This window comes from Clostridium sp. AM27-31LB (assembly GCF_003480745.1).
Classification (GTDB): Bacteria; Bacillota; Clostridia; order Lachnospirales; family Lachnospiraceae; genus Butyribacter; species Butyribacter intestini.
This window is the reverse complement of sequence record NZ_QUJS01000011.1, coordinates 71,623-94,714: the sequence shown is the minus strand read 5'-3', so window position 1 is coordinate 94,714 and position 23,092 is coordinate 71,623. Positions and strand designations below refer to the sequence as shown.

Genomic DNA, 23,092 nt, shown 5'->3' with positions numbered 1-23,092 from the left:
CTTAAACCATCCTCCTTACAAACTCCATATGTTTTTCTTTTAAATTCTGCTTATGGGAACGGGCAATCAGAAGTCTTTCTTCATTGTCCATCACTACTTCATCTCCCTCAATCGCCCTGATATGCCCAAGATTGATGATATATGATACATGAATATGGGCAAAGACCTTATCATCAAGCTGTTTCCATATTTCTTCAGTTGTCATATTTGCCTTGAAATTTTCTGAGATCGTATGTATCACTGCCTGACGACCTTTCTTCTCAAAATACACAATATCATCGCAGCTAATACGAAACTGATTTTTTCGGAACTGAAAGACAAAGTCACGCTTTATCATATGAAGATACTGCATGGCTTTTAAAAGGACGGACTCCAGCTTTTCCACTGTAATCGGTTTAGAAATATAGTCAAAGGTAATAACCTCAAAAACATCCATAACATACTGCGTATATCCAGTCAGGAATACAAACAATGCTTTGGCATCTATTTTCCGGATTTCTTTTGCAAGCTGCAAACCATTCATCTCCGGCATTTCAATGTCAAATATATACAGATGATACATTTCACCATCATCTATAACATGCTTCAGCAACTCCTTCGCTGTAAAATACACTTCATAAGAAAACTGGTACTGCGCTAACTTATCAAAAGCACTTTCCAGCATTTCTACATCTGTTCTGCTGTCATCACAGACCGCAATATTAAGCATAACACTTCCTCCTTTTCGGGCTTGGAAGTAGGAAGCACTTCAATTTATCTAATCAACTTAGATAAATAAGCCAGCACACGGTCAAAAAACTCATTTCTCTGCTCCTTTGTGCTGTTCGCAACATAGTAATCCAGATTAAAATCTTTCATACTGCTCTCGCCTGTTATCAGATATGTAGGATCAATTCCATATTTATGATAGAGTGTCAACACTTTATCTACAGATATTCCCGTTATACCCGCCTCAAGCTTTCGATAATGTTCCACTGTAACACCTAATACATCCGCAATTTCTGACTTTTCGAGGTTCATATTCAGTCTTGCCTCTCTTAGTCTCTTTCCTATCTGTATATTGGCATCTTTTCTTCCTGTATCCAAGATTTTGCACCTCTTTTCCATGTTAATCATATCAATGGGACTTTGATTCTCATAGTCCAGAAAACAACCCAGCGCACATCATTTTATGCTCGTAAGTAGGTTAATTTGTGCTTTTATTAAAAAAACGAATGGCACATCTGATACCATTCGTCTTTATCTGCTCTATATTCTGTTGTAAATTCTATTAGCGGACAGTTTTTGGCTATTTATCATATCCATCACTGCATTTCTTTTACTCTGACATCCACTGTATTTTTAAAATTTTCAATCTGATGTGAATACTGTTCATTCATAAGCGTGGAATGAATCATAAAATCCGCTGTTGCAATATTATTTGCAATCGGTATATCATACACCTGTGCAATTCTAAGAAGTGCCTTAACATCCGGATCATGTGGCTGTGCTGCCAGTGGATCGGAGAAGAAAATAACCATGTCGATATTTCCCTCTACAATTTTTGCCCCTATCTGCTGATCTCCCCCTAACGGACCACTGTTATATCCTTTTATCTTTAATCCTACATGATCTGCTATCATTCTCGCAGTTGTTCCGGTTCCTGACAGATTATGTTGCTGTAAAATTTCTTTATTGTCCATACACCATTTCAACATATCCTGTTTTTTCCCATCATGAGCAATCAAAGCTATGTTTTTTTGTTTTTCAATCGTCATTGTAAGATATTTAATCATCTGCGTACCCCCAAGCTGCCGTTTCTATTATTGTGTTCCATCCTTTTTCTGTACTCTCTTGGTGTAATCTTGTATCTATCCTTAAAAACACGGTTAAAAGTTCTTTGACTTTCAAACCCACAATCAAGACATATATTTGTAATGGAATCCATTGTGTTTTCCAGTGCCGCAACTGCATAATTTAACCGGACTCCATTCACATATTTACTAAAATTACAGTGAAATGTTTTTGCAAACATTCTTGATAACACATATTTGCTTACACACAAATCGTATGCCATTTTTTCAAGACTGATTTTCTCTCTAAAATTTTTAGCTACATATTCTACCGCATTATAAATCAGGTCATCACTCCCTACTGTGCTTTTATCAACCATTGGCATTTCTGCGAAAACATGGGCAAGAATCATCTGTACATAAGCCTGTATCAGCATGGGATTCCCCTCTGTTATTCCTGCCAGATATTTTATTGCATTTACTACATCAGGATGCACTTGCTCTTTTTTTACAACCGGGTTCTTCGGGCTGTATATCTGCAACTCTTTATAATAGGAAGGAAACAGTGTCGGATCAAGATACAGGTATATTACCTTGTTTTCTTTTTTCCCAAATACTTGATAATGATGTATTACGTTTGGAAACACGATTGCAAAATCACCCTCATCCATGTGATACAATTCTTGTCCAACTCCAAGTTCAATATCCCCATCCGTTACATACACTACCTCTATTGCTTCATGTAAATGTGGTGGAAAATGCACTGTTTTCTTCCACTCTACCACTATTCCATCAGTTCTGTTCTCATATACCAATAACACTTGCAAGCAACTCCTCAAACAAACTTAGCGGATAATGAAGGAATAGTGAATGTCTTTTTCTGCACTAATCCGATAATCATCTTCCACATCACTTCCCCAGCTATCAATTCCACCGACTCCTCTTACTGCACCATAGACACAAAGGACTGTTCTTCTTGCTGGTGGCAGTTCCTCATGGTGTGTTGCGTTTTCAATCTCTGATGCTGTATAAGGCAGGCACGAAAAAGCAAATGCCTTGTCGTTTTCTTCTATTCTTAATGTCTGTGGTGAACTATCCGTTCTGCTATTATCAAGACTTGTATGTCTTGTAATCTCCAGCCACTCTGTATCCATTCTCATACCACATTCCTGTGGAACCAGATATGGTGTCAGGCTCAAATCTGATACCTCATAAATTCCTTTTTCTGCCCCTGCCTTTCTGTCCGGATAGGTTTCCCCCGATAATCCCTTGTACATATATTTATCTGCAAGTGTCGGCATAATAAACCTCATTCCGAATACCGGAAGTTCCGGCAGTCCCTTTACTCCTGTGTAATCCACATCCACCTTGATATTTCCAGTTACATCAATGGTATAAGATACAATGACTGTTGTTACTGGATTGCTGACAGTCTCATAAGTATATTTCACAATTATTTCCCCGGCAGCCACATCACCGCCATAGCTGTTATTGTCCGGAGCATACTGCTTTTGCAATTCACCATCCATAATAACTTCAGTTTTTTTACAGTCAATGAACATATCCGATGCGAGCCAGCTTCCACTTTTAATGTGAAACCTGCTGCCTCTGTCATTATCTGTTAATGCTCTCCAAAAAGTAGGCTTTGGACAACGATACAGCCATTCATAACCGTTTTTTACTATAGACTCCAAACCGCCCTGTGAATAAGAGAATATATAGTCAAACCCATCTCCATGTACACCAAGTGTATAATCTCCATATACAACTCTCAATTTATTCTTATCTGTATAAGCCATAGTAATACCTCACTTCCTGCATAGCTGGTTTTTCCTTACGGTCTGCAAATACAATTCCATTTCCTGAAAACTCATAATCAGAAGGCTTATCATCAAAGTCCCCGCCATAACGCAAAACTTCTTTTCCTGTCACTTCATCTTTCACGAGAAGTGCCTGATCAATGAAATCCCAGATAAATCCACCGTGGTACATCTCATACTTATCTATTAACTTCATATAAGTACCAAGTCCTCCCATCGAATTACCCATATCATGCATATACTCACACAAAAGATACGGTTTCTTTGGATTATTATTTAAATATTCCTCCACTTCATAAGGCTTTGCATACATTCTGCTCTCTACATCTGATATGGTTTCCTCATAATTACGGTCATAGAAAGAGCTTTCATAATGAACAAATCTGCCATCCTGCTTTTCCTTGAAGTAAGTATTCATTGCTTCTATGTCATCACCCGCATAAGATTCATTTCCTAAAGACCAGAAAAGAATTGCTGTATGGTTTTTAAAAGTTTCAAAATTACTCCTAGCCCTGTCAACAACAGCCTCCCGCCATTGCGGAATAGAACAAGGTACGCTGCACGATGGTTCAATCGCACCTAGTTTCTGGAATGTTCCATGACTTTCCATATTCGTTTCTGCCATTACATAAATACCAGCTTTATCACACAGGTAATACCACGGTATCTGATCCGGATAATGACAGGTGCGTACTGCATTGATATTATTTCTAATCATACAATCAATGTCTGCTGTCATTTCATCCATACTGATGCTTCTTCCTGTCTTTGCACTCCACTCATGACGGTTTACTCCGGTAATGACAAGACGTTTACCATTTAAATAGATTACCTTGTCAATCATTTCCAGCCTTCTGAAACCTATGTCATATGGAATTATCTCTAATATTTCTCCAGCTTCGCCTCTAAGCTCTACATATGCGTGATACAGATATGGGCAGTGATTATCCCATGCCTTAACACTTCCAACCTCAGTATCAATCACTCCTACAAGACTTCCAGCTTTTTCCTCTAAGGTGATATTGTCCTCTGCCACCTGATTATTCTCTCTGTCTTTTAAAACCAAATGGGCAGATACTTTCTTTCCTTCTGGAGCAGATACTTTCATCTTTACCGATACCCTGCCGCTTACATTATCCTTGTTTAGTGTTGGTTGAAACCATACATCTTCCAAATGCACCTCTGGCACTGCTTTTAAAGTTACATTTCTAAAAATTCCAAAAAATCGGAAAAAGTCCTGATCCTCCAAAAATGCTGCTGTACTCATTTTGTGAACCTGAACTGCCAGCACATTTCCTTTTTCTCTGATAAATGGTGTCAGATCAAATTCTGACGGTGTAAAACTATCCTCCGCATATCCTACAAACTGACCATTCAGCCACAGATACATCGCTTCTTCCACACCTTCAAAACAGATACGGATTTTCTTTTCACGCATTTGCTCACTCAAATCAAATCGTTTGATATAAGATCCGACAGGATTATACTCTGCCTCGGAAAACATTCCTGCCTCGTCCCCGGTACTCTCCATACTATACGCACCCCTATGATATTCTTTTCCCTCCCACGGATACATCGTATTGATATAGCGTATTTTGTCATAGCCTGCCAGTTCGATATGCCCCGGAACCATAATCTTATCAAATAAAGATGCATCAAAATTTTCCTCATAGAAATTTTCCGGTCTGTCCATTACATTTTTGCTAAAAGCAAACTCCCATTGTCCATTTAATGACTGCATCAAAGGATTTTCTGATTTTTCCATATCTGCATAATCCATATAGTAACAATGGTCGCTGTGTGCGTCCAACTGGTTTACACGGAAAGCCAAAAATGACATATCATAAATTGGACAAAATATGCACAAAATGATAAAATTAATGAACATAAGGATTATATTGGACAGATTTTTAGCCATTTTTGACATACACTTTTTTATATTTCAATACAAGGAGGCACACATGTACACAAATAATGCATATCTCAATCACTCAACGATTGATAGAAAAGATAAATCCAAGCCGCTTGTTGTAACTATGTGTGGAACATATAAGCTATACACACGTCCTAAACTGCCTACCTGGAGACCTCGTGGCAGACTTGATTTTCAGTTGATTTATATTGCTGCCGGAAAAGCCCATTTTCATTTTGGTCGTAATAGTGAAGAAGAAACTATTGTTCATGCCGGACATATGGTTTTATATCGTCCAAAGGAGCCTCAAAAATATGAATATTATGCCGAAGATCAGACAGAAGTCTACTGGGTTCATTTTACAGGCAGCGATGTAACAAATATATTACGCTCTTATGGATTGACCGATGACAAAAAGGTATTTTACTGTGGATCTGGTCCCTCCTATCAGAATCTTTTTCGTGCAATGATGAATGAATTACAGATGTGTAAGGATAGTTATCAGGAAATGCTTGAAATGTATTTAAGACAGATTTTTATAAAACTGCAACGATACTTTAATAACAGCATAAGGATAGATAATCCCGTGCTGCAGAAACTATTGACATGGCTATTGCCTATTTCAATGAACATTACAGTGAATCAATCAGCATTGAAGAATACGCTGAAAAAAATCATGTAAGCACAAGCTGGTTTATACGCAATTTCAAACTTTATGTTGGCTCTACACCAATGCAGTTCATTTTGCAAAAACGCATTTGCAATGCAGAAGCCCTGCTCTTGAATACGGAATATAACATAAACGAAATTGCACAAATTGTTGGCTATGATAATGCTTTATATTTCAGCCGCATGTTCAAAAAGATAAAAGGCATATCTCCCTCAGAATACCGCAAAAATATATAATAAACTGCAACGGACAGAGAATATTTACACACTCTCTGCCCGTTGCAATTTTTGTCTATTTATTTTTTTATTTTGGCAAGTAATATACCCCTTCGTGTTATATAATGACAGCGTAAACAGAAAGGAGATGAACTTCCATGAGAAACAAATTCCACAACTTTATTGAAAACTTACTTAGCTTTTATGCAAACTTTTTCACACACAGATTTTACCCTATGTAATATGCAGTTGTCCCACAAACAGATCTTGCAGAACATTATGGTAATAGCCATAGGAAAACGAAAGGAGATAGACTTTCATGAAAAATAAACTTCACAACTTTATTGAAAATATACTTAGCTTTTATGCAACTTTCTTCACAAGAGGATTTTATCGTTTTTAAATATCATTCAATACTTTCCTCGATTCGCCCATCCGTCAAATCATAACTCATATCAAGAAAATCTAATATCTTCGCCTCCTGGACTGTCCCATCCAGAAGAATTGTCATCCAATTGCTTTTATCCATGTGATATCCCGGCAGAAAGCCTTTCATGTGTGTCATAACACTTATCATATCCGGCTTACATTTTACAACCATAATATCAACCCTATCTTTTGTATCCAATCCGATTTTAAAGCCTTCCAAATTCATAAATACTGCGTACCATTTTCCATTGTCATTACGAAGTATTGCACTATCTGGTAAATCATTCCACAGATATTCTGGAATTGTTCCATATTGTTTTTTTACATATTGAAATATAGTGTCTCTGTACATACTGTGTATACCTCCGATCCTGTAATTTCATATTTGAATATAATCATATCATATTTTCCTCATATACAGTTATTTAAGATTTAGCGTATTACTATTGGAATGCTCAAAATAAAAAGATGCAGAAATGTATAATTGTTGATAATATACATCTCTGCATCTTTAGGATTTTAACTTTCATGAACAGCATATTTCGCACTAATATGGAGGAATATTATCCTATTTATGTCTAGTTTCATACGGCACACCATTCATAGAATAATTAGAATTAACCTGCATGGTGCAAATCCTCCTTAGTACACATTAAATCTCAAACATTTCTTATGCTTTCATGTCAAAAGATGGATTTTCTTCTAAATAATCCGGTAATTTTTCCAATTCTGATTGCTGATCATTCTTTATGGTATGATACTCATTAAAATAAATTCCATAAAACTCTTTTTCTTTTTCACGCTCAGCCGGAGTCCTTTCACATGCCCATCCATATCCTGATCCAAGATACGTCAGTGCTTTTGTACCTTGATAATAAATATCAGCACCATACCCTCCACTTGTCAAAATTGGGCAAACCAATGTACCACCTCCTGCCAAAACAAACTTCTTTTCAGCAAGATCGCTTTTATTACCTTCTGCCTTCTCCAGAAAATCAAGCAACGACAATTCACCAATCCCCTGACATTTTGGATTATGATTTGAACTTTTTACTGCATTTTTTGCTTGTTGATATAATGCCTTTCTGTTCGGTGATACATCGGACATATATTCTGCACATAACGAGGTTCTCTGTCTATGAATATTTTCCAATTCTGCCTTACTTGTAGTATTAGCGGCTTTCCGAGCCAGTTCCTTAATCTCATCAACAAACTCAGCCTGTGTCTTATTACTTTTCTTTGCACTCGGAATCATAGACCAATCAGGTTCTCCACTCTGCAATGATATACTGTTTTTTGTATTCGCAGAACTAGTCGCACTTGAAATAGCAATTTCCATGAATCCACCTCGCATTCTATTCACTGTATGTAACTATCATTTTTCCACCAAAAACAGTAAATCCATCCATTCCAGTATATTGCTGTAAAATCTTGCCCTGAATTTGTACTAAAAATCTAATATTAGCTGCTTTTCCGGCTAATGCCGTAGAAGTGCTTTTGGAAGATGGATTATTGGTTGTCTGAAACGGAATAGTTATAGCATCTCCCGTGTCTAAATCAGTAACCAAATAATTATTTATTGTCGTGTACTTTGACTGTGTTACTCTTGTCCCTGTTGGACAATAAATCGTAATACTTTTTATTGTTGCTCCTTCTTGAATAACCTTACTAAAATCAACAATCTGACCTACTGACTTAATTACTCCTGTCTGTCCAGAAGAAGTTGCATAATCTTTTGATAATATTTTTGTTTCTGATGATGAAGTTGCAAATACCGTTGTGTCTTCTGACAAAACATCTTCAATATCGACAATAACTGTTTTCAGTTTTCCTTCTGTCAAATCAGACACATTTGTTTCTATTTTAGGACTTTTTTCTGCTGCAAAGGTATACTCACTACTTCCTAAAATCACTGTTGCTGATAAAACCACTCCCATTGCTAATGATAAAATTTTTTTCATTTTAATTCCACCTTTCAGTTTTGTTATATACATTAAAAGATTGCTCTTACATCAATCTTTAACGCTACTTCATCTTTGTAAATATACTTCAATATAGTCAATTATAAAAAAATAATTTGAAATAACAATATTCATTGCAGAAAGTGACCAATTTTTGCAGAAAATGACCATTGAATTGTTTTCTCTTAATAAAAAATCCTCTTGACCTATATTTCAGATCAAGAGGATTTAACATATACTTCAAATATTATTATTTTATACACACATTTTTTCTAGCAGTTATACGCTACCTTTAATGTTATTGTAACCGTTGATATCGGATAAATATTTTCACTATATGACACACAAATCATTCATTGCCATATTTTCTTTTCTGATTATCTTCCATCAAAAAGATACACTTACTTCTCCTAACGGTGCTAAATAATCAATATACAACATTGCGTTTGTAGAATAACTTGCATTTACATAGGACAAACCATTCATCCAATTTACCTTTACTTTTGTGTTATAGGTTCCCATCATAGAACCTTCATCTGGATAATAATCAATCATCTTCTGGTTTAGATTAGCCATATTCGCAATTGTCTTGTACGAATAAGAATTAGGTGACTGATACATCATATCAGCAGATTTAATATATGTGTTAAAGTATGATGAACCCATATCTTGGAAAGTGACTCTGTATAAAGCAAACAAATCTTCTGTTCCATTACTTACAGATATAGTTACACCAGAAGCTTGATATGTTTGCGAACTTGAAGAACCATCCCATTTTACACTTCCATTAAATACACCACCTGCACTGTATGTCTGCTGAATTGGCAAAGGATTTCCCGTAAACATAGCATAATGATGATTGCCTTCATTGCCCTTATTATCCCAAAACATAATATAATAATTTCCCGCAGTTAGTTTGCATGTATAAACTGTTTTGTCGTAATTATCATATTTTACTGCTGTTCTGTAAAAGAGAAGCAAATCTTCATATGCGTCTGACGTTGTATCCAGTACTGGATTTAATTCTGCGTCATAAATCTGAAATGCAACATTTTTATCAAGTAAAACAGTTACAGAATTTAATGCTTTATTACTGCTTACTTTATGGTAATATACATGTGCACCTACTATTGATTGTTCTGTTGCCCATGTATCATTGACATATCCTTCTCTTACCGCAGAACTATACTGTGAATTGCTAGGTGCATCCAATAGTTCTGTTGCGGCTGGATAAAGTAACCCATCATTATAATATGGATATGTTGAATATACTTCTGTATCTGTTGACCACTTCTGTGTAAACGTATATGGTGTTGTTCCATAACTCCATCCATATTTTGTCGCAGTTCCTTTCCTTGCCTGAATTGTGTCATCTCCATCTGACACACTAATTACTTCATCCGGGTCAACAAGTTCAGACATTTGAATATCAGAAACTGACTCTAATGAAAATAAATTTTCTTCTGTCTCTTCACTCAATGGTAATGTAATCTGACTTCTGTCTACCGTTGTTGATGTTTGCAACTCTGCTGCCTTAACAGGACTTGAAATTGTCATTGTTAATAGCAGAGTTGAAAATAATGTTGCTGCCCAAATTTTTTTGTTTGTCATCTCGTTTCCTCCAAAAAATATTTATTTTGACACTCGATCTTTTATCTGAATTGTACTCTCTGACATGATAAACTGTACATTCAACTCAGACATAATATCTTTGTGCTGTGTCCGTTTATATGCTAAAATTTCCCGGATATCGCTTGCATAATCCTGATAGGTCAGATTTTCGCCCGGATTGTTTAACAGGTCATCCAGTGTTTTTGGCAGACCATGTATCATTGCATTTTCCACCGAAAGGTCTCCAAGCGATACGCTGCCGCCAGTTGCCTTATATAAAAATTTTTCCACATCCACCGCAGCTTGTAACAGATACTTTTCTTTATCGGACAATGCCTGTATTTCCGAATCCATAGAAAAATAAATATCCATCAGATCATCCGAATACTTTGACAAAACATCCTCTATCTTCTGTTTCATTGCATTATCATTAATGCCATCGACACTTACCTGACCATCCGCCCCAATTTTTATGGAAAACATGGAATCTGAAATATCAATTCCCGCTTCTTGCAAATCTGCAAATATCCTGTCTTTTACTGTGGTATTCATTTTTGCACTTGCATTCGCACTATCCAGCTCTGCTGCAGTACAAAAGATATTTAAAAGTGCATTTTCCTGTTCCGTCAGTTCTCCTCCTGCCGCTTTTTTTTCCAGTAAATTATGAATCTGCTCATCATCCGGCACTGCCTCACCCTGCATGATTTCTTCTGCCTGTTCCTTATGCAATTTCTCCATCTGCTCCGTATAACAGGCTTTATACTTCTGCCGGATTTCCTTAATTGCACGCATTTCCTCAGTATCGGTTAAGCCTTCCTGCATCTGCTTCCTGACTGTCCCTGCATACTTCTGAACCTCTGCCATTTCCTGATAAGCTCCATGACTTTTATCCGCTTGCGTTGTCTGAAAAGAAAGATGATATTCGGCATCTGGGTTTACCATTGAACCGTTCTTTGCCTGTACCTTTACGGTATAACCTCTGTTGTCTGTATTCCAGTTCGGTATGGTAATACTAAGACCACCATTTCCATTATCTTTCCCAATGCCGACCTGATTGCCTTCCTCATCATACAAAACCATCTCATAATTACAGCCTTCCGGTATATGATCTAAAGTGATAGTAATATCCTTATTATAGGTATCCTTCGCGAAACTTAATGCCCGGTACTCTGTAATGTTGAATTTGTAATAGTCCACATCTTGCGTATCCGATAAACTTCCCTTTAAATATCCATCAGGCTTATTGATAAGTGCCGTCAGATCCAGCGTCCTTCCAAACACATCTTTATCCGTATATTCATTTGTTTTCCAGAAATAATCATTGGAAACTTTACTATTTTCTACTGCTATATTTTTATCAGTGGGTAAACCTTTTTTCTTAAACTCATACCCTACAAGCTGCGTTTGCATTTCTACTGTGCGAGTTTTTACCATCTGTTCATTCTCCTTGCGCATAATTTTCTATTTTAGATGTTTGCAAAACATCGGAAAACACATACATTCCACATTTTATTATTAAAAATAAAATATTTCCTCAATGTTTATTGTGAAGCGTTGGTTACAGGAAATAAACCGAATTACACAAACCACATTATCAAACAACTGAAAATCTTTTAGGAATCACATAATTTGTAAAATAAATCTCAATATAGTCATTATAAAAAAATAATTTAAAATAACAATATTCATTGCAGAAAGTGACCAATTTTTGCAGAAAATGACCATATAAACAAAAATTAACCGAGTAGAAAGTAAAAAACATTTTCTTGCCCAAAACAGAAAAGTGGACGATTATTCTTTAACTGTGTAAAAAACAATCATCCACTAAAAACTCTGTCTATTCTTACTGTCTTAATTTGAATACCGAAACCATACCGCTAAGTGTAGTAGCCTGAGCTGTAAGTTCCTCACTTGTCGCTGATGTTTCCTGTGCCACATCCGAATTATTCTGAACAACTTCAGCAATTCTTTCTTCGGTTGCCTCTACCTGCTCCATACTGTCTGCCTGTTCAATGGAAATTTCTTTTATTTTTTCGCACTGTCTCACTCGCCTATATACCTCTGATCTTGTAATTTCATATTTGAATATAATCATATCATATTTTCCTCATATACATTTATTTAAGATTCAGCGTATTACTATTGGAATGCTCAAAATAAAAAGATGCAGAAATGTATAATTGTTGATAATATACATCTCTTGCATCTTTAGGATTTTAACTTTCATGAACAGCATATTCCGCATTAATATGGAGGAATATTATCCTATTTATGTCTAGTTTCATACGGCACACCATTCATAGAATAATTAGAATTAACCTGCATGATGCAAATTCTCTCTATTTTTCTTTTTTATCGACAAGCATCTAATAATATTTCACATTTTCTGCCAGAAATAATACTTTTTGTCCCAAAAGCAAAAAAGACTTGCTACTCTGAAAAGATTTTCTTATATTTATTCTGCTTTTTCCAACATAACATTTAGTTCATCACTTTTCCCTATCAAATCATCATATCTCCCTAAATCTGCAACCACTCCCTCCTTCAGTACAACGATCTGATCCACTTTGCTCAATATCTCTTTCTTATGTGTTATCACTATCACTGTTTTGTCTTTTAGCCGAGTATCAAGCAGTCCGTTTATCTGCTGTTCTGAATAAGCATCTGTGTTTGAAGTAGCTTCATCAAATATAATAATCGGCTTGTCATGCACCAATGCCCTTGCAAGGGCTATTTTCTGCTTTTGCCCGCCGGAGAGCATTGCCCCATTCTGTCCTACCACATGATCTAAGGAAACCTCTTTTATAAAATCTTCAAGTCCGCTGTCCTTGCAGGCAGCTTCTATCACCGTATCATCTATTTGTTTATACAGACAGATATTATTCCTTATTGTGTCATTGAATAAATAGATTTGTTGGCTCACAACGGATACCATATTTCGGTATTCTGGCAATGGCAGCTCTGAAATATTTTCTGCTCCCAACAGTATTTCACCACTTGTCGGCTCATACATTCTCGTAAGAAGATTGATGATTGTCGTCTTTCCCGAACCATTGCGCCCAATTATAGCTGTCTTGCTGGATTTTGCAAATAATATATCAATATTCTTCAAAATGCACTTATCCCTTTCATACGCAAAAGAAACCTTCTGCAATCTCAAATCATTTGGACATAGATCCGTTTTCTTTCCATTATCCGTTTCTTCTTCCAATTCCATAAACGCATAATATCTTTTTGTTGACGGAATAATCCCTGATAACAGGTATCCTATATTTAGGATTGCAGAAATCGGTCCGGTAACATAAGCACTATATGTAATGAAAGCGAACACACTACCTACTGAAAGTTTCATATCAAACACTAAATTTGCGCCCAGTATATATAACAATGTAGAAAGAAACTGTACCATGATACTATCTATTATCGTATTCCACTGCCCTAACATATTCATCTGCTTTTGTTTCTCTATAATATTGTTCTGGTTAAGTACAAACTCCTCATGCTTTTTATCCAAGATATTAAACAGCTTGACTTCTCGTACCCCTCCAACAGTATCTCCAAACCATTTTGCGTACTCCTGATTCCTTTTTATGAACTCGTCCATAATCTGTTTTTGCTTTTTTGCAAAGTATTTCATTACCACACACTTAATAGGTATAAACAGAAGAACCAGTACCGTCATTCTGAAATCTATTATGAATAAACCTATTATGCCGCCTGTCATGCTAAACGCCTGCGTAATTACGAAAAAAACACTGCTGTCAGCAATAGATGTCATCTGGTTAATATCCGTGTTGATATTATTCAAAGTCTCCGCATAGTTTGTGTTATTGAAATAGTTTACCCGCAGCTTCATAAGATGTGAAAAAGACTGTTCCGAAAGAAAATATTGTATCTTTGCTGAAATATCTACACGTTTCTTTTCCTTGACTATATCTATGAGGGAATTTATAGTGTAGATTACCATAGACACCAAGACCAGCTCTATCAATAATTTCTTATTTCCGCCAATAAAGCCATCGTCCATGATTCGCCTGCTGATCAGCGGAACGCATAGATTTAACCCGGTAGAAACAAGCAGACAACCGACAATTACAACTATTGTTTTTTTGTATCTGCCTAGTAACAGAAGTAATCTTTTTACAGCCTCTTTGTTATCCATCTTCTTCCTCCGTCAATATTCTTACAAGACAATTTGTAACTTTCTCGACAAAATCCTTATCTATTTCACAATCACTTATTTTCAATACAACTATATCTTCATTTTGAATTTCCGCTAAATATATATTATTTATATTTTCAATTCTTACCATAACATCTATATCACTAAAAAGTGGCTCAATAAGACTATGTTTTCCTTCCGATATACAAAATAATACACCATCGCTTTGCATGTAAAACGTTTGCCAATAGATGAACTCTTTAACCGTTTTTACTTTACTCAGGCATTGTTCTGGTACATATTCTAACCCATACAAAACATATTCTGGTTCTAACCCTGCGGTATATATATTATACTCACGATCAGCAAAATCTTTTTTGAACTCTGCGAGCAGAAACGCTACATCTATTTTCTCACTTACTTCGAATACAATTATGGGAATGTCTAACTCTTGTTCATTTCCAGTACATCTATCAATAAATTGTACTCTCTTATTTGGACACCAATAAAAGCAATCATCTAATGTCTCCTTTATTTTCTCACTTCCAACATAAACAACATTTTTTCTATATTGAGTAGCTAGTTCTAAATCTGACAAGTTATCAATAATAAGTGTATCTGCCCGATTTATTTCTTCAATTCCTACAACATCAAAATAGTAATCAGCCTTACTCTTTTTAATATTTGCCTTAATTACTGCACAGCATATCCAATCGGGTTCAACCTTTTCAGATATTGTAATCATTGTTTCTTTTTTAGAAAACCTCTTATATAATTTGGTAATATTTTGAAATCCCTGTTCCATAAAAAACATACCAATATAAGCAGTTACAAAGGGAGCTGCATAACTGTTACATTTCTGAGTAACAGATGCAACTCCATACAATCGCAGCGTATGTTCAGACTCACCAAGTATATTTATCCCAAGAAACAGTCTCTTTAAAGAATCTGAAAAAAAAGAGGAATGCGTTGCAACACCTATTATATTTGAAAAAGAAGCCGGATATGATTCATATCCACTATTAGATGTTGCAGCTACGATGCACATTCCCTTGCTCACATAATGGTTTACTAATGTTCTTATTAATGACTTATCCCTAAAATGTGTAGTGCCTAAGCTCAAATTAACCAAATAAATACCTTTTTCTATACACCAATCTAATGCTGGTTTTAAATGTTCTATTAAGCCACTTCCGTCTTCATTTAGAAGTCGAATACTGTATATTTCTGAATTTGCTAAATATTTTTGAATAATGGCTGCGCATATTGTCCCATGAGCAAATCTTACTCTACTCATGTCCGCTTCATCATAAACACACTCTTTTTTTTCATTAACATAAACTTTTCCTGATATTTCATTACCCAAAGCAGCTTCATCTACACCATTATCAATAATCGCTATCTTTATTTTCTGCACTAACATCGCCTCTTATAGTAAATTCATTAAATCCATTTTCTTACTGCCATTATAAAATTTGCCTCATAAGAAGCTACTGCCTGACTTGTTGTGACAGTCCTATCAGACGAACTACTCTCCGCCGCCAATCCCGCTCTAACATCCTGAGCTGATAACCTTTTATTTTGCACATATTCTTCATAAGCTGTTCTTTCTGCTTGTTTTTCCTGAATCCGCTTTTTTTCCTGTTGTTTCTTTACTTGATTTTCTATTCTCTTTTTATTTTCTATTCTACGCTCCCAAAAACTATTTTTTGACTTATCATTAAAAGTCTTCCCACCATTTCCATTGTTATAACCTGCACTCCACATTTCAGCATGACATTCTTCTTTTGATGCTCCATAATATATTGTAGAAAACGCTCCTCCACATATACCGGACCATTTATCCGGTTGTGACCAGCCCACCTGCAAATCATTTAATACCCATGCTTCATACTCTGGATCATTCTTCATCGCTTCAAACCCCGCCTCTGAAATTGTAACAGATATTGACTCGCCTGCCCTTGTGGGATGCATTGGAATTTGAGATATTTTATTGTAAATATACTGCTTGTATTCCTCCATTGTCATATCTTTAGCAGACACAGAACCTGTTTTTAAATTGCCCACTATACTTCCACTACCTTCGCGCTTTTCTTTTACACTATCCGCAAACCTTGTATCTTCCTTCTCCTGATCTTTAGTCACAATTTTCTGCTGGTACTGATTGTAAGCCCTTGTCATATAGTTCACATTAATTGTATTGCTCATAGTAATCTCCTTCTTGTTAAGAATTTTAAAATATTTGAATCTCATTATAACCTGTCAGTGTCTCTATTAAAAAATCTGTCATATCAAGATAGGTATTCTTGCAATATACCCTATGAACATATTGAATACACTGTGCTTCTATCTCCTCATTCTTATGTTCTAAATACTTTATCGGCAAAACTGAATTAATCGAAAACCTGTCTATTGAACAATTGCATAAATAAAAGCAATCTGCATCTACATTATAACGATAGTGCAAAAGATTGTTCATTTCTTCAAAATACTCTTCTTTGTATTCATCTTTATAAAGCGATAAGATTGTAAAATCCGGATCTACGGCATTTAAAATTTCATACGCTATTATTCCAAAATTTCCTGGCTTTTGCTTTGTAAGTGGAAGTAACTCACCCGGTATTCCAACAACAATTACCTCTGGCTTTTCATTTTCTTCAATATATTTTAGATATTGGTTGTAGCAAATTATTTTTTCACTTTCATTTAAACCATTTCCATTCATAAATCCAGGAAAAGCATGTATATTCTCGGTATTACCAAATTGCCTACTCGAAATCAAACTAACTTTATAATTTTCCTTTAATAACACACTAATAATCTGCATTTCAATCTCGAATGCATTACATCTTACCCCATTCTCTATAATCGCAATTACCGGAACATTAATATTTTGTAGACCCGAAATATTTTTCTCCCATTTAAAAGATTCTATTGGCATTTCTATTAATTTAACATTACTTTTTTCACATATATCAAGAACTTCTGAATATTCATTTTTATCTATTTTTCTTGCCAATACAATATTTTTCCCATTTTTTGCTGCCAAATTTATTTGTTCTAATATCAATTCAAATTTGACAAAATGATATGATTCGACAACAAGAAGTGCTTCCATCTCTGCCATATTATCTTCACTCATTTCACTTTTAATAATATACTTTTTATCATTTTCATACATCTGCATATTATTAATTCCAAAACCCATTGGCGATATAAGACCACATATCTCAAAATGCCACAACTTCTCATATTCTATCAACGGTCTAACATAATTATCAAAGGGAAAAACTATTACTTTCATTTGATTACCACCTAGTTTTCAAAATTAAAACCATACTCTCTTAATGTACAATATTCTACTAAATGTTCTTCAACTTCTTTTTTTGCAACAGAACATTTCTGTAGTTTTTTTGATGTTGAGAGATCATTATCCTCGCCACAATCTGCTGCACAAATACTACAAAGATTTAATGCCCAACAATTCTTACATTCCGTTTCTGTCAACTTTCCTGTATTTAATAAGCGCAGTACTTTTTTCGTTTCAATTCCACTTTTTATATCTCCGATACAATAAACCTCATTTGTTTCACTTACTCTTTCACAAGGATAAAATTTTCCTTCAACTGTTACAAATAATCTGTTATATCCCGCTATACATGGACCATTAGGGTGGCATATTCCTTTTCTGCGATATGGTTTTGTCACCCTATCATGTATTGAACTTATAAGCAGTCCTTTATGAGACACTATTAATTTTGAGATGTATTTATTATCCAACTCACCTGCATAAACAATAAAACTCTTAAAAAGCTCATAATTATAATTTATATAAAAAGTTTCACGCAATGATACTTCCTGAACAGAATCTCTATCGCTAACTCCAGCAGCTGTAACCACTGCATCCTTTAGGAAATCATATGTAAAAAAATTACTACTACACGCAAAATCATTTTGTTCATCAATAACTGCATTAAAACTAATCTTATCCAAATATTGAGGATATAATTTTTGTATCATCTCTATTTTTTGTATGATAACATCAAATGTTCCATGACTATTATCTGCAAATACTCTACTTTTATTTTGCACTGATTCCGGACCATCAAGACTAATCATTAGGTCAAAATTATGTTTCTGTAGAAAATCAACAATCTTTTCATTCAATAAAGTTGCATTAGTAGTCATATTTATTCTTAATTCTTTTCCTGCAAAAATCTTTTCGCAGTATTCAGTAATTTTCTTTATTAAATCAAACTCTAATAAGGGTTCTCCACCGTATAGTCCAATACGCACCACATCCGCTGCCCGACTATGCAAATAATAATAATCAATTGCTTCTTTTGCTATTTCAAATGTCATTCTTTTATTAGTATGTACACGGTTTTTATAACTTCCAGAGTATACGCAATATTTACATCTTAAATTACAATTTTGAGTTAACTGTAAAATTAATTGTTGCATACCTTCATCAAGATAGCTTTCAATACCAGAAGACGCTGGATGTTCAATAATAATATCTTCTTTAGATTGTAAAAAGCCGTTTTCATATAATTTCTTTAACTGCTCTAATTCCAAAAAATTTTCCTTGTTTTTTAAAATGTCATACATTGTTTCATTAATTCTGATAATTGAACATGTATTTGCATCATAAAAATAATATTGATTTCTGGTTCTAAATAAATGAATAAAAGGTTTATTACTTAACTCCATATTGTATCTCCTTTGTTTGCAAATGACTGACAGCAATAAAATTACTGCCAGTCACCGTAAAACTTACTACTCTGAATTAGCCCCACATATAATTAGAACCTGACAAAGCAGTTGCCACAATCTTGCCCATACTTGCCGCATATGTATTAGACTGTGTTGCAGCAGATGTGCAGTTACAAAATGCACTTGATTGGCATACAGAGATACAATCACATGCAAATGCAGTCATTGTTCCTTCCTGTACATGAGCTTTCTTTCCTAATTGCTTTTTCATAGGACAATCCTCCTTTCTTCAATATTGACAGAAACCTGTCATATAATATTCTCATTATGTATGAGCAACTATACCTTACATCAAATGTCTCTTTACCGAATTTATGATATTATCATACACATCAAATCTGCTATCAATTACATCTTTTTCATCAAATTTAATATGCAGTTCCTTTTCTAATTCCATATACAAAACAAACAAATCTACTGCTTTAAATCCTATTTCTGGATTAAGTAAGCTATCCGCTTTCTGAGTTTCAGATAATCTTTCTGCATGAAATTGAAATTTATTCCAAAAAACCGAAATTACCCTTTGCTCTATATCCATATTACCCATAACTTTCCTCTATCATTCTTTTCGTATGCTAAAATCCTTTTATGCTTTCGTCTTTTACATTTCCGTAAGTGTATGTATTGGCATACGATGATACTACATTAATTCCCATACTGCATTCTCCTTTCTATTTTTGTTCGATACTTTAATTATAAGCAATTAACATCATACTACAAAGTAGCTTTGCAGAAAATGACCATTTACAGCAGAAAATGACACTCAAAATATAGTCAAAAGCAAAAGCATAAAGTTATCCTTCTTAATTTAAGAACTATAAATAAGCAAATTTGAAAAATTACATAAAACTACACTGCCAATTTCATGAACGAATCAAAATCCTTGCTGTCCATTGCACGTTGGTACAGATATCGATACTGTTTCCGTTGGTCGATGTTTGTTTCATCACTTTCATTACACAACACAAACGATTTAAGGTGTCTTTCTTTTATGCAAAATCACGAACTTGCTCATTTATAGTTTAAAAAATTTTGACTTATATTTTAATTCACCCCTCCAACATATACTTCATATATCATCTATTAAACGACGCATTGTTTCTATATTTTTATTATAAATAACCATATAACCGAACTAAAAGTAAAAAACATTTTCTTGCCCAAAACAGAAAAGTGGACGATTATTCTTTAACTGTGTAAAAAAACAATCATCCACTAAAAACTTTGTCTATTCTTATTGTCTTAATTTGAATACCGAAACCATACCGCTAAGTGTTGTAGCCTGAGCTGTAAGTTCTTCACTCGTCGCTGATGTTTCCTGTGCCGCAGCCGAATTATTCTGAACAACTTCAGCAATTCTTTCTGCGGTTGCCTCTACCTGTTCCATACTGTCTGCCTGTTCAATGGAAATTTCTTTTATCTTTTTCGCACTGTCCGCAATCGCCTGTATGCCATCCACAACTTCTCTCAATGAAGTTGAGGCTTTCTCTGCATACATATTTCCATCTCCAACCTCATGAATAGCCGCTTCAATAAGTGCTTTTGAATCCACCGCTGATTTTGCACTCTGTTCTGCAAGGTTTCTGATCTGATCCGCAACAACAGCAAAACCTTTTCCGGCTTCTCCGGCTCTTGCTGCTTCAATCGAAGCATTTAATGAAAGAAGATTTGTCTGGCTTGCAATATCTTCAATCTGTGTGATAATTGCTCCTATCTTCTCAGAGGTTTCATTTATGCGTGACATAGCCTGCACTAATACTTCCATATCTCCACGACTGCCTTCTGCAATCTCCGCATACTTATAGGCTTCATCGTAAGCTGTTCCCAATTCTTCTGCTGTTGTTTTTATTCCGCTTGTAAGTTCATTGATAGTTGCCTGCATTTCCTCAACCGATGCCGCCTGATCCGTTGCGCCTTCTGCTAAAGACTGTGCCGCTTCTGCAAGATTTGTGGAACCTGTAAGAACCTGCCCCGATGCATCATCTACCCCTCTTACAGTTGTATCAATCTCCTCATTCATTTTTCTTATGCCTGTCAGCAAATCGGTAAATGCTCCTGTATATACTTCCTCACACTCTGTATCAATCGCAAAATTACCTTCTGACATTTCATTTAACATTCTGCCAGAATCTTTAATGATAACTCTGATTCTGTCTGACATTGCAGATACACCAGACACAAGTTCCTTAATTTCATCCTCAGACTCAACCGTTGGAAGTGGAGAATCTATGTCACCCTCTGCAAATGTAATAAATCTGTCCTTTAATTCATTTAATGGTTTTTCAATGCTCTTTGATATTGCAACGGAAAGACTGTTTGAATAAATCGTTGATACTGCAATTACAATTATTATAATTGTCAATGCAGCTATCATAACCGTTCTCAACTGTGCACGTTTAGCGTTTCCAAGTGAAATATTCAAACTCATTAATTTCTGTAATGCATCATCCAAAGCCTGATATTTTGGTGCTGCTTCATCGGTCATCATCTGTTGAGCCTGTAACGATTTAGCAGTATCAGTCGTTGCACCTACCTCAATTACTTTTGCATCCACTTCTTTATACTCTGCCCATGCTTTATCAATAGCGTCCATGCAGGCAGTTCCTTCTTTTGTTATCATTGTTGGACGTATTTTTTCCAAATATTCCTCAAACGATTTAACAGCCTGTTCATGCTGTTCTTTCATACTTTCAATGAGACTATCTGAATCATAACCTACAATACCTCTTGAGGCAGCCCTTACTTCCGCTGATTCATTCATTGCCATAGCAATGTCTCCCTGTGGATACGCATAATTATCCAGTATCGTTCCATAGTTGTTTATCGTATAAAGCATAATCACTACAACCAGTGCTGATAATATTCCAAAAATGAGAATAATCTGTCTGAAAGATTTTTTCAGTCGTGCACCAATCTTCATTTTGTTAAGTTTCTTAAACATTTGTCTTGTCTCCTTCCTAATGGATAAAATGGTTCTTTGTTGTCCCATCAATATGTATATATACAAGTCAATATATGACCGTACATCAAGGTGGTTTCAATATAAAAGGCACATTTCAATTATGCACTAACGCATAACCAAAATGTGCCATATACAATCAGATCATGCCAAAAGAAAACAGACTTATCCTGTCTGTCTGTCTGTCTGTCTGTCTGTCTGTCTGTCTGTCTGTCTGTCTGTCTGTCTGTCTGTCTGTCTGTCTGTCTGTCTGTCTGTCTGTCGAGATTATATGTATCAGCCTGCATATATGCAACCCCTTTCTGTGTTTTTTTCGTATAAAATTTATTACTTGCAAAATTTTATACATAACCACAGTCCATCTATCTTACTCAAAGGATAACTTATTCCTCGATAAATTACTCGCCATTTCTTGCATTTTTTTATATTTTCGCCATTTTTTGCCTGCTATTAAAACAAAACAGATAAAAAGGACGCAGGATTTTACTCCCACGCCCCCTAAACTTATCTGGCTTTATCTTCCCTGACTTTTATCAAATACAGAATTCTAATAAATTATTTGTACTATTTCAATTTATCCTCAACAGCTTTAACAATATTATCCAAATAGTCAAATCTATTTGCAATTATATCCTGCTCTACAAACTTTATTTTATAATGTTTTTGCAATTCAAAGAAAAGTACAATTAAATCCCTCGGCATTAATCCATTTCTAGGATCAAGAAGGCTAATCGTTTCATCTATATGTATACCAGTACTTTCCAATGCAAATTGTTTTATCCACAACTTTATATCTTCTCTCATG

24 protein-coding genes are annotated in these 23,092 nt (G+C 35.1%); 2 read left to right on the top strand and 22 right to left on the bottom strand.

Features of this window, described 5'->3' with window-relative positions; all coding sequences use genetic code 11:
• Window position 1: 1 nt before the first annotated feature.
• The 6 genes from DW721_RS14145 to DW721_RS14120 form a co-directional block, all read right to left on the bottom strand.
• Window positions 2–709 carry a LytTR family DNA-binding domain-containing protein gene (locus DW721_RS14145; protein WP_015567858.1) on the bottom strand — a complete coding sequence of 236 codons (708 nt, stop codon included), beginning with the start codon at window positions 707–709 and terminating at the stop codon, window positions 2–4.
• A gap of 44 nt (window positions 710–753) precedes the next feature.
• Window positions 754–1,086 (bottom strand): helix-turn-helix transcriptional regulator, encoded by a 333-nt coding sequence (locus DW721_RS14140; protein WP_227701399.1) that lies wholly within the window; start codon window positions 1,084–1,086, stop codon window positions 754–756.
• 218 nt (window positions 1,087–1,304) lie between these two features.
• Entirely contained in the window at window positions 1,305–1,775 is a 471-nt protein-coding gene (locus DW721_RS14135) for a methylglyoxal synthase (protein ID WP_005602859.1), read from the bottom strand.
• The gene (locus DW721_RS14130) at window positions 1,772–2,593 is read right to left on the bottom strand and encodes an AraC family transcriptional regulator (RefSeq protein WP_006859543.1); all 822 of its coding nucleotides are present in this window, start codon (window positions 2,591–2,593) and stop codon (window positions 1,772–1,774) included. Before DW721_RS14130 ends, DW721_RS14135 begins: the two co-directional genes overlap by 4 nt.
• Before the next feature lie 24 nt (window positions 2,594–2,617).
• Window positions 2,618–3,571: a beta-galactosidase small subunit gene (locus DW721_RS14125; RefSeq protein ID WP_005602861.1), complete on the bottom strand. Its 954-nt coding sequence runs from the start codon at window positions 3,569–3,571 to the stop codon at window positions 2,618–2,620.
• Window positions 3,555–5,423, bottom strand: a complete 1,869-nt coding sequence (locus tag DW721_RS14120; RefSeq protein WP_347560393.1) for a glycoside hydrolase family 2 TIM barrel-domain containing protein — start codon at window positions 5,421–5,423, stop codon at window positions 3,555–3,557. Before DW721_RS14120 ends, DW721_RS14125 begins: the two co-directional genes overlap by 17 nt.
• Window positions 5,424–5,553: 130 nt before the next feature.
• Here DW721_RS14120 and DW721_RS14115 point away from each other — a divergent pair, with 130 nt between their 5' ends.
• Both DW721_RS14115 and DW721_RS16710 read left to right on the top strand, forming a co-directional pair.
• Window positions 5,554–6,186 carry an AraC family ligand binding domain-containing protein gene (locus DW721_RS14115; protein ID WP_347560392.1) on the top strand — a complete coding sequence of 211 codons (633 nt, stop codon included), beginning with the start codon at window positions 5,554–5,556 and terminating at the stop codon, window positions 6,184–6,186.
• The gene (locus tag DW721_RS16710) at window positions 6,111–6,410 is read left to right on the top strand and encodes an AraC family transcriptional regulator (protein WP_347474539.1); all 300 of its coding nucleotides are present in this window, start codon (window positions 6,111–6,113) and stop codon (window positions 6,408–6,410) included. Before DW721_RS14115 ends, DW721_RS16710 begins: the two co-directional genes overlap by 76 nt.
• A 385-nt stretch (window positions 6,411–6,795) precedes the next feature.
• On the opposite strand, the gene DW721_RS14110 is transcribed toward DW721_RS16710, so the two are convergent.
• The 16 genes from DW721_RS14110 to DW721_RS14035 all read right to left on the bottom strand — a co-directional run bounded on the left by DW721_RS14110 (window position 6,796) and on the right by DW721_RS14035 (window position 23,091).
• Window positions 6,796–7,170 (bottom strand): MmcQ/YjbR family DNA-binding protein, encoded by a 375-nt coding sequence (locus DW721_RS14110; RefSeq protein ID WP_118507331.1) that lies wholly within the window; start codon window positions 7,168–7,170, stop codon window positions 6,796–6,798.
• A gap of 318 nt (window positions 7,171–7,488) precedes the next feature.
• Complete coding sequence (locus DW721_RS14105; RefSeq protein ID WP_118508236.1) at window positions 7,489–8,157, bottom strand: hypothetical protein; 669 nt, start codon at window positions 8,155–8,157, stop codon at window positions 7,489–7,491.
• 16 nt (window positions 8,158–8,173) lie between these two features.
• A complete protein-coding gene (locus DW721_RS14100; protein ID WP_147355415.1) occupies window positions 8,174–8,779 on the bottom strand; it encodes a hypothetical protein in 606 nt (201 codons plus the stop codon).
• A 387-nt stretch (window positions 8,780–9,166) separates the two neighbouring features.
• Window positions 9,167–10,390: a hypothetical protein gene (locus DW721_RS14095; RefSeq protein WP_118508219.1), complete on the bottom strand. Its 1,224-nt coding sequence runs from the start codon at window positions 10,388–10,390 to the stop codon at window positions 9,167–9,169.
• Window positions 10,391–10,411: 21 nt separating this feature from the next.
• Window positions 10,412–11,824 (bottom strand): prepilin peptidase dependent protein A, encoded by a 1,413-nt coding sequence (locus tag DW721_RS14090; RefSeq protein ID WP_118508218.1) that lies wholly within the window; start codon window positions 11,822–11,824, stop codon window positions 10,412–10,414.
• A 409-nt stretch (window positions 11,825–12,233) separates the two neighbouring features.
• Window positions 12,234–12,485 (bottom strand): methyl-accepting chemotaxis protein, encoded by a 252-nt coding sequence (locus DW721_RS14085; RefSeq protein WP_055196143.1) that lies wholly within the window; start codon window positions 12,483–12,485, stop codon window positions 12,234–12,236.
• 360 nt (window positions 12,486–12,845) lie between these two features.
• Window positions 12,846–14,552, bottom strand: a complete 1,707-nt coding sequence (locus tag DW721_RS14080; RefSeq protein ID WP_055196134.1) for an ABC transporter ATP-binding protein — start codon at window positions 14,550–14,552, stop codon at window positions 12,846–12,848.
• Window positions 14,545–15,969: a S8 family serine peptidase gene (locus DW721_RS14075; protein ID WP_055196133.1), complete on the bottom strand. Its 1,425-nt coding sequence runs from the start codon at window positions 15,967–15,969 to the stop codon at window positions 14,545–14,547. Before DW721_RS14075 ends, DW721_RS14080 begins: the two co-directional genes overlap by 8 nt.
• Window positions 15,970–15,995: 26 nt before the next feature.
• Window positions 15,996–16,760, bottom strand: a complete 765-nt coding sequence (locus tag DW721_RS14070; protein WP_118508191.1) for a hypothetical protein — start codon at window positions 16,758–16,760, stop codon at window positions 15,996–15,998.
• A gap of 25 nt (window positions 16,761–16,785) precedes the next feature.
• Entirely contained in the window at window positions 16,786–17,856 is a 1,071-nt protein-coding gene (locus tag DW721_RS14065; protein ID WP_055196131.1) for a TIGR04066 family peptide maturation system protein, read from the bottom strand.
• 11 nt (window positions 17,857–17,867) lie between these two features.
• Window positions 17,868–19,265: a Cys-rich peptide radical SAM maturase CcpM gene (gene ccpM / locus DW721_RS14060; protein WP_118746111.1), complete on the bottom strand. Its 1,398-nt coding sequence runs from the start codon at window positions 19,263–19,265 to the stop codon at window positions 17,868–17,870.
• A 76-nt stretch (window positions 19,266–19,341) separates the two neighbouring features.
• Complete coding sequence (locus tag DW721_RS14055; protein ID WP_055196129.1) at window positions 19,342–19,539, bottom strand: CLI_3235 family bacteriocin precursor; 198 nt, start codon at window positions 19,537–19,539, stop codon at window positions 19,342–19,344.
• Window positions 19,540–19,614: 75 nt separating this feature from the next.
• Window positions 19,615–19,875 carry a hypothetical protein gene (locus DW721_RS14050; RefSeq protein WP_055196128.1) on the bottom strand — a complete coding sequence of 87 codons (261 nt, stop codon included), beginning with the start codon at window positions 19,873–19,875 and terminating at the stop codon, window positions 19,615–19,617.
• A gap of 687 nt (window positions 19,876–20,562) precedes the next feature.
• A complete protein-coding gene (locus DW721_RS14045; protein WP_243036035.1) occupies window positions 20,563–22,269 on the bottom strand; it encodes a methyl-accepting chemotaxis protein in 1,707 nt (568 codons plus the stop codon).
• A 119-nt stretch (window positions 22,270–22,388) separates the two neighbouring features.
• A complete protein-coding gene (locus DW721_RS14040) occupies window positions 22,389–22,574 on the bottom strand; it encodes a hypothetical protein (RefSeq protein WP_182436338.1) in 186 nt (61 codons plus the stop codon).
• 277 nt (window positions 22,575–22,851) lie between these two features.
• Window positions 22,852–23,091, bottom strand: a complete 240-nt coding sequence (locus DW721_RS14035; protein ID WP_055196153.1) for a hypothetical protein — start codon at window positions 23,089–23,091, stop codon at window positions 22,852–22,854.
• Window position 23,092 lies beyond the last annotated feature (1 nt).

Coding starts and splice junctions, on each gene's coding strand:
- DW721_RS14145 (WP_015567858.1), bottom strand. CDS start 709: ATGCTTAATATTGCGGTCTGTGATGACAGCAGAACAGATGTAGAAATG.
- DW721_RS14135 (WP_005602859.1), bottom strand. CDS start 1,775: ATGATTAAATATCTTACAATGACGATTGAAAAACAAAAAAACATAGCT.
- DW721_RS14125 (WP_005602861.1), bottom strand. CDS start 3,571: ATGGCTTATACAGATAAGAATAAATTGAGAGTTGTATATGGAGATTAT.
- DW721_RS14115 (WP_347560392.1), top strand. CDS start 5,554: ATGTACACAAATAATGCATATCTCAATCACTCAACGATTGATAGAAAA.
- DW721_RS16710 (WP_347474539.1), top strand. CDS start 6,111: ATGGCTATTGCCTATTTCAATGAACATTACAGTGAATCAATCAGCATT.
- DW721_RS14110 (WP_118507331.1), bottom strand. CDS start 7,170: ATGTACAGAGACACTATATTTCAATATGTAAAAAAACAATATGGAACA.
- DW721_RS14105 (WP_118508236.1), bottom strand. CDS start 8,157: ATGGAAATTGCTATTTCAAGTGCGACTAGTTCTGCGAATACAAAAAAC.
- DW721_RS14100 (WP_147355415.1), bottom strand. CDS start 8,779: ATGAAAAAAATTTTATCATTAGCAATGGGAGTGGTTTTATCAGCAACA.
- DW721_RS14095 (WP_118508219.1), bottom strand. CDS start 10,390: ATGACAAACAAAAAAATTTGGGCAGCAACATTATTTTCAACTCTGCTA.
- DW721_RS14090 (WP_118508218.1), bottom strand. CDS start 11,824: ATGGTAAAAACTCGCACAGTAGAAATGCAAACGCAGCTTGTAGGGTAT.
- DW721_RS14085 (WP_055196143.1), bottom strand. CDS start 12,485: ATGATTATATTCAAATATGAAATTACAAGATCAGAGGTATATAGGCGA.
- DW721_RS14080 (WP_055196134.1), bottom strand. CDS start 14,552: ATGGATAACAAAGAGGCTGTAAAAAGATTACTTCTGTTACTAGGCAGA.
- DW721_RS14070 (WP_118508191.1), bottom strand. CDS start 16,760: ATGAGCAATACAATTAATGTGAACTATATGACAAGGGCTTACAATCAG.
- DW721_RS14065 (WP_055196131.1), bottom strand. CDS start 17,856: ATGAAAGTAATAGTTTTTCCCTTTGATAATTATGTTAGACCGTTGATA.
- ccpM (WP_118746111.1), bottom strand. CDS start 19,265: ATGGAGTTAAGTAATAAACCTTTTATTCATTTATTTAGAACCAGAAAT.
- DW721_RS14055 (WP_055196129.1), bottom strand. CDS start 19,539: ATGAAAAAGCAATTAGGAAAGAAAGCTCATGTACAGGAAGGAACAATG.
- DW721_RS14050 (WP_055196128.1), bottom strand. CDS start 19,875: ATGGGTAATATGGATATAGAGCAAAGGGTAATTTCGGTTTTTTGGAAT.
- DW721_RS14045 (WP_243036035.1), bottom strand. CDS start 22,269: ATGTTTAAGAAACTTAACAAAATGAAGATTGGTGCACGACTGAAAAAA.
- DW721_RS14040 (WP_182436338.1), bottom strand. CDS start 22,574: ATGCAGGCTGATACATATAATCTCGACAGACAGACAGACAGACAGACA.
- DW721_RS14035 (WP_055196153.1), bottom strand. CDS start 23,091: ATGAGAGAAGATATAAAGTTGTGGATAAAACAATTTGCATTGGAAAGT.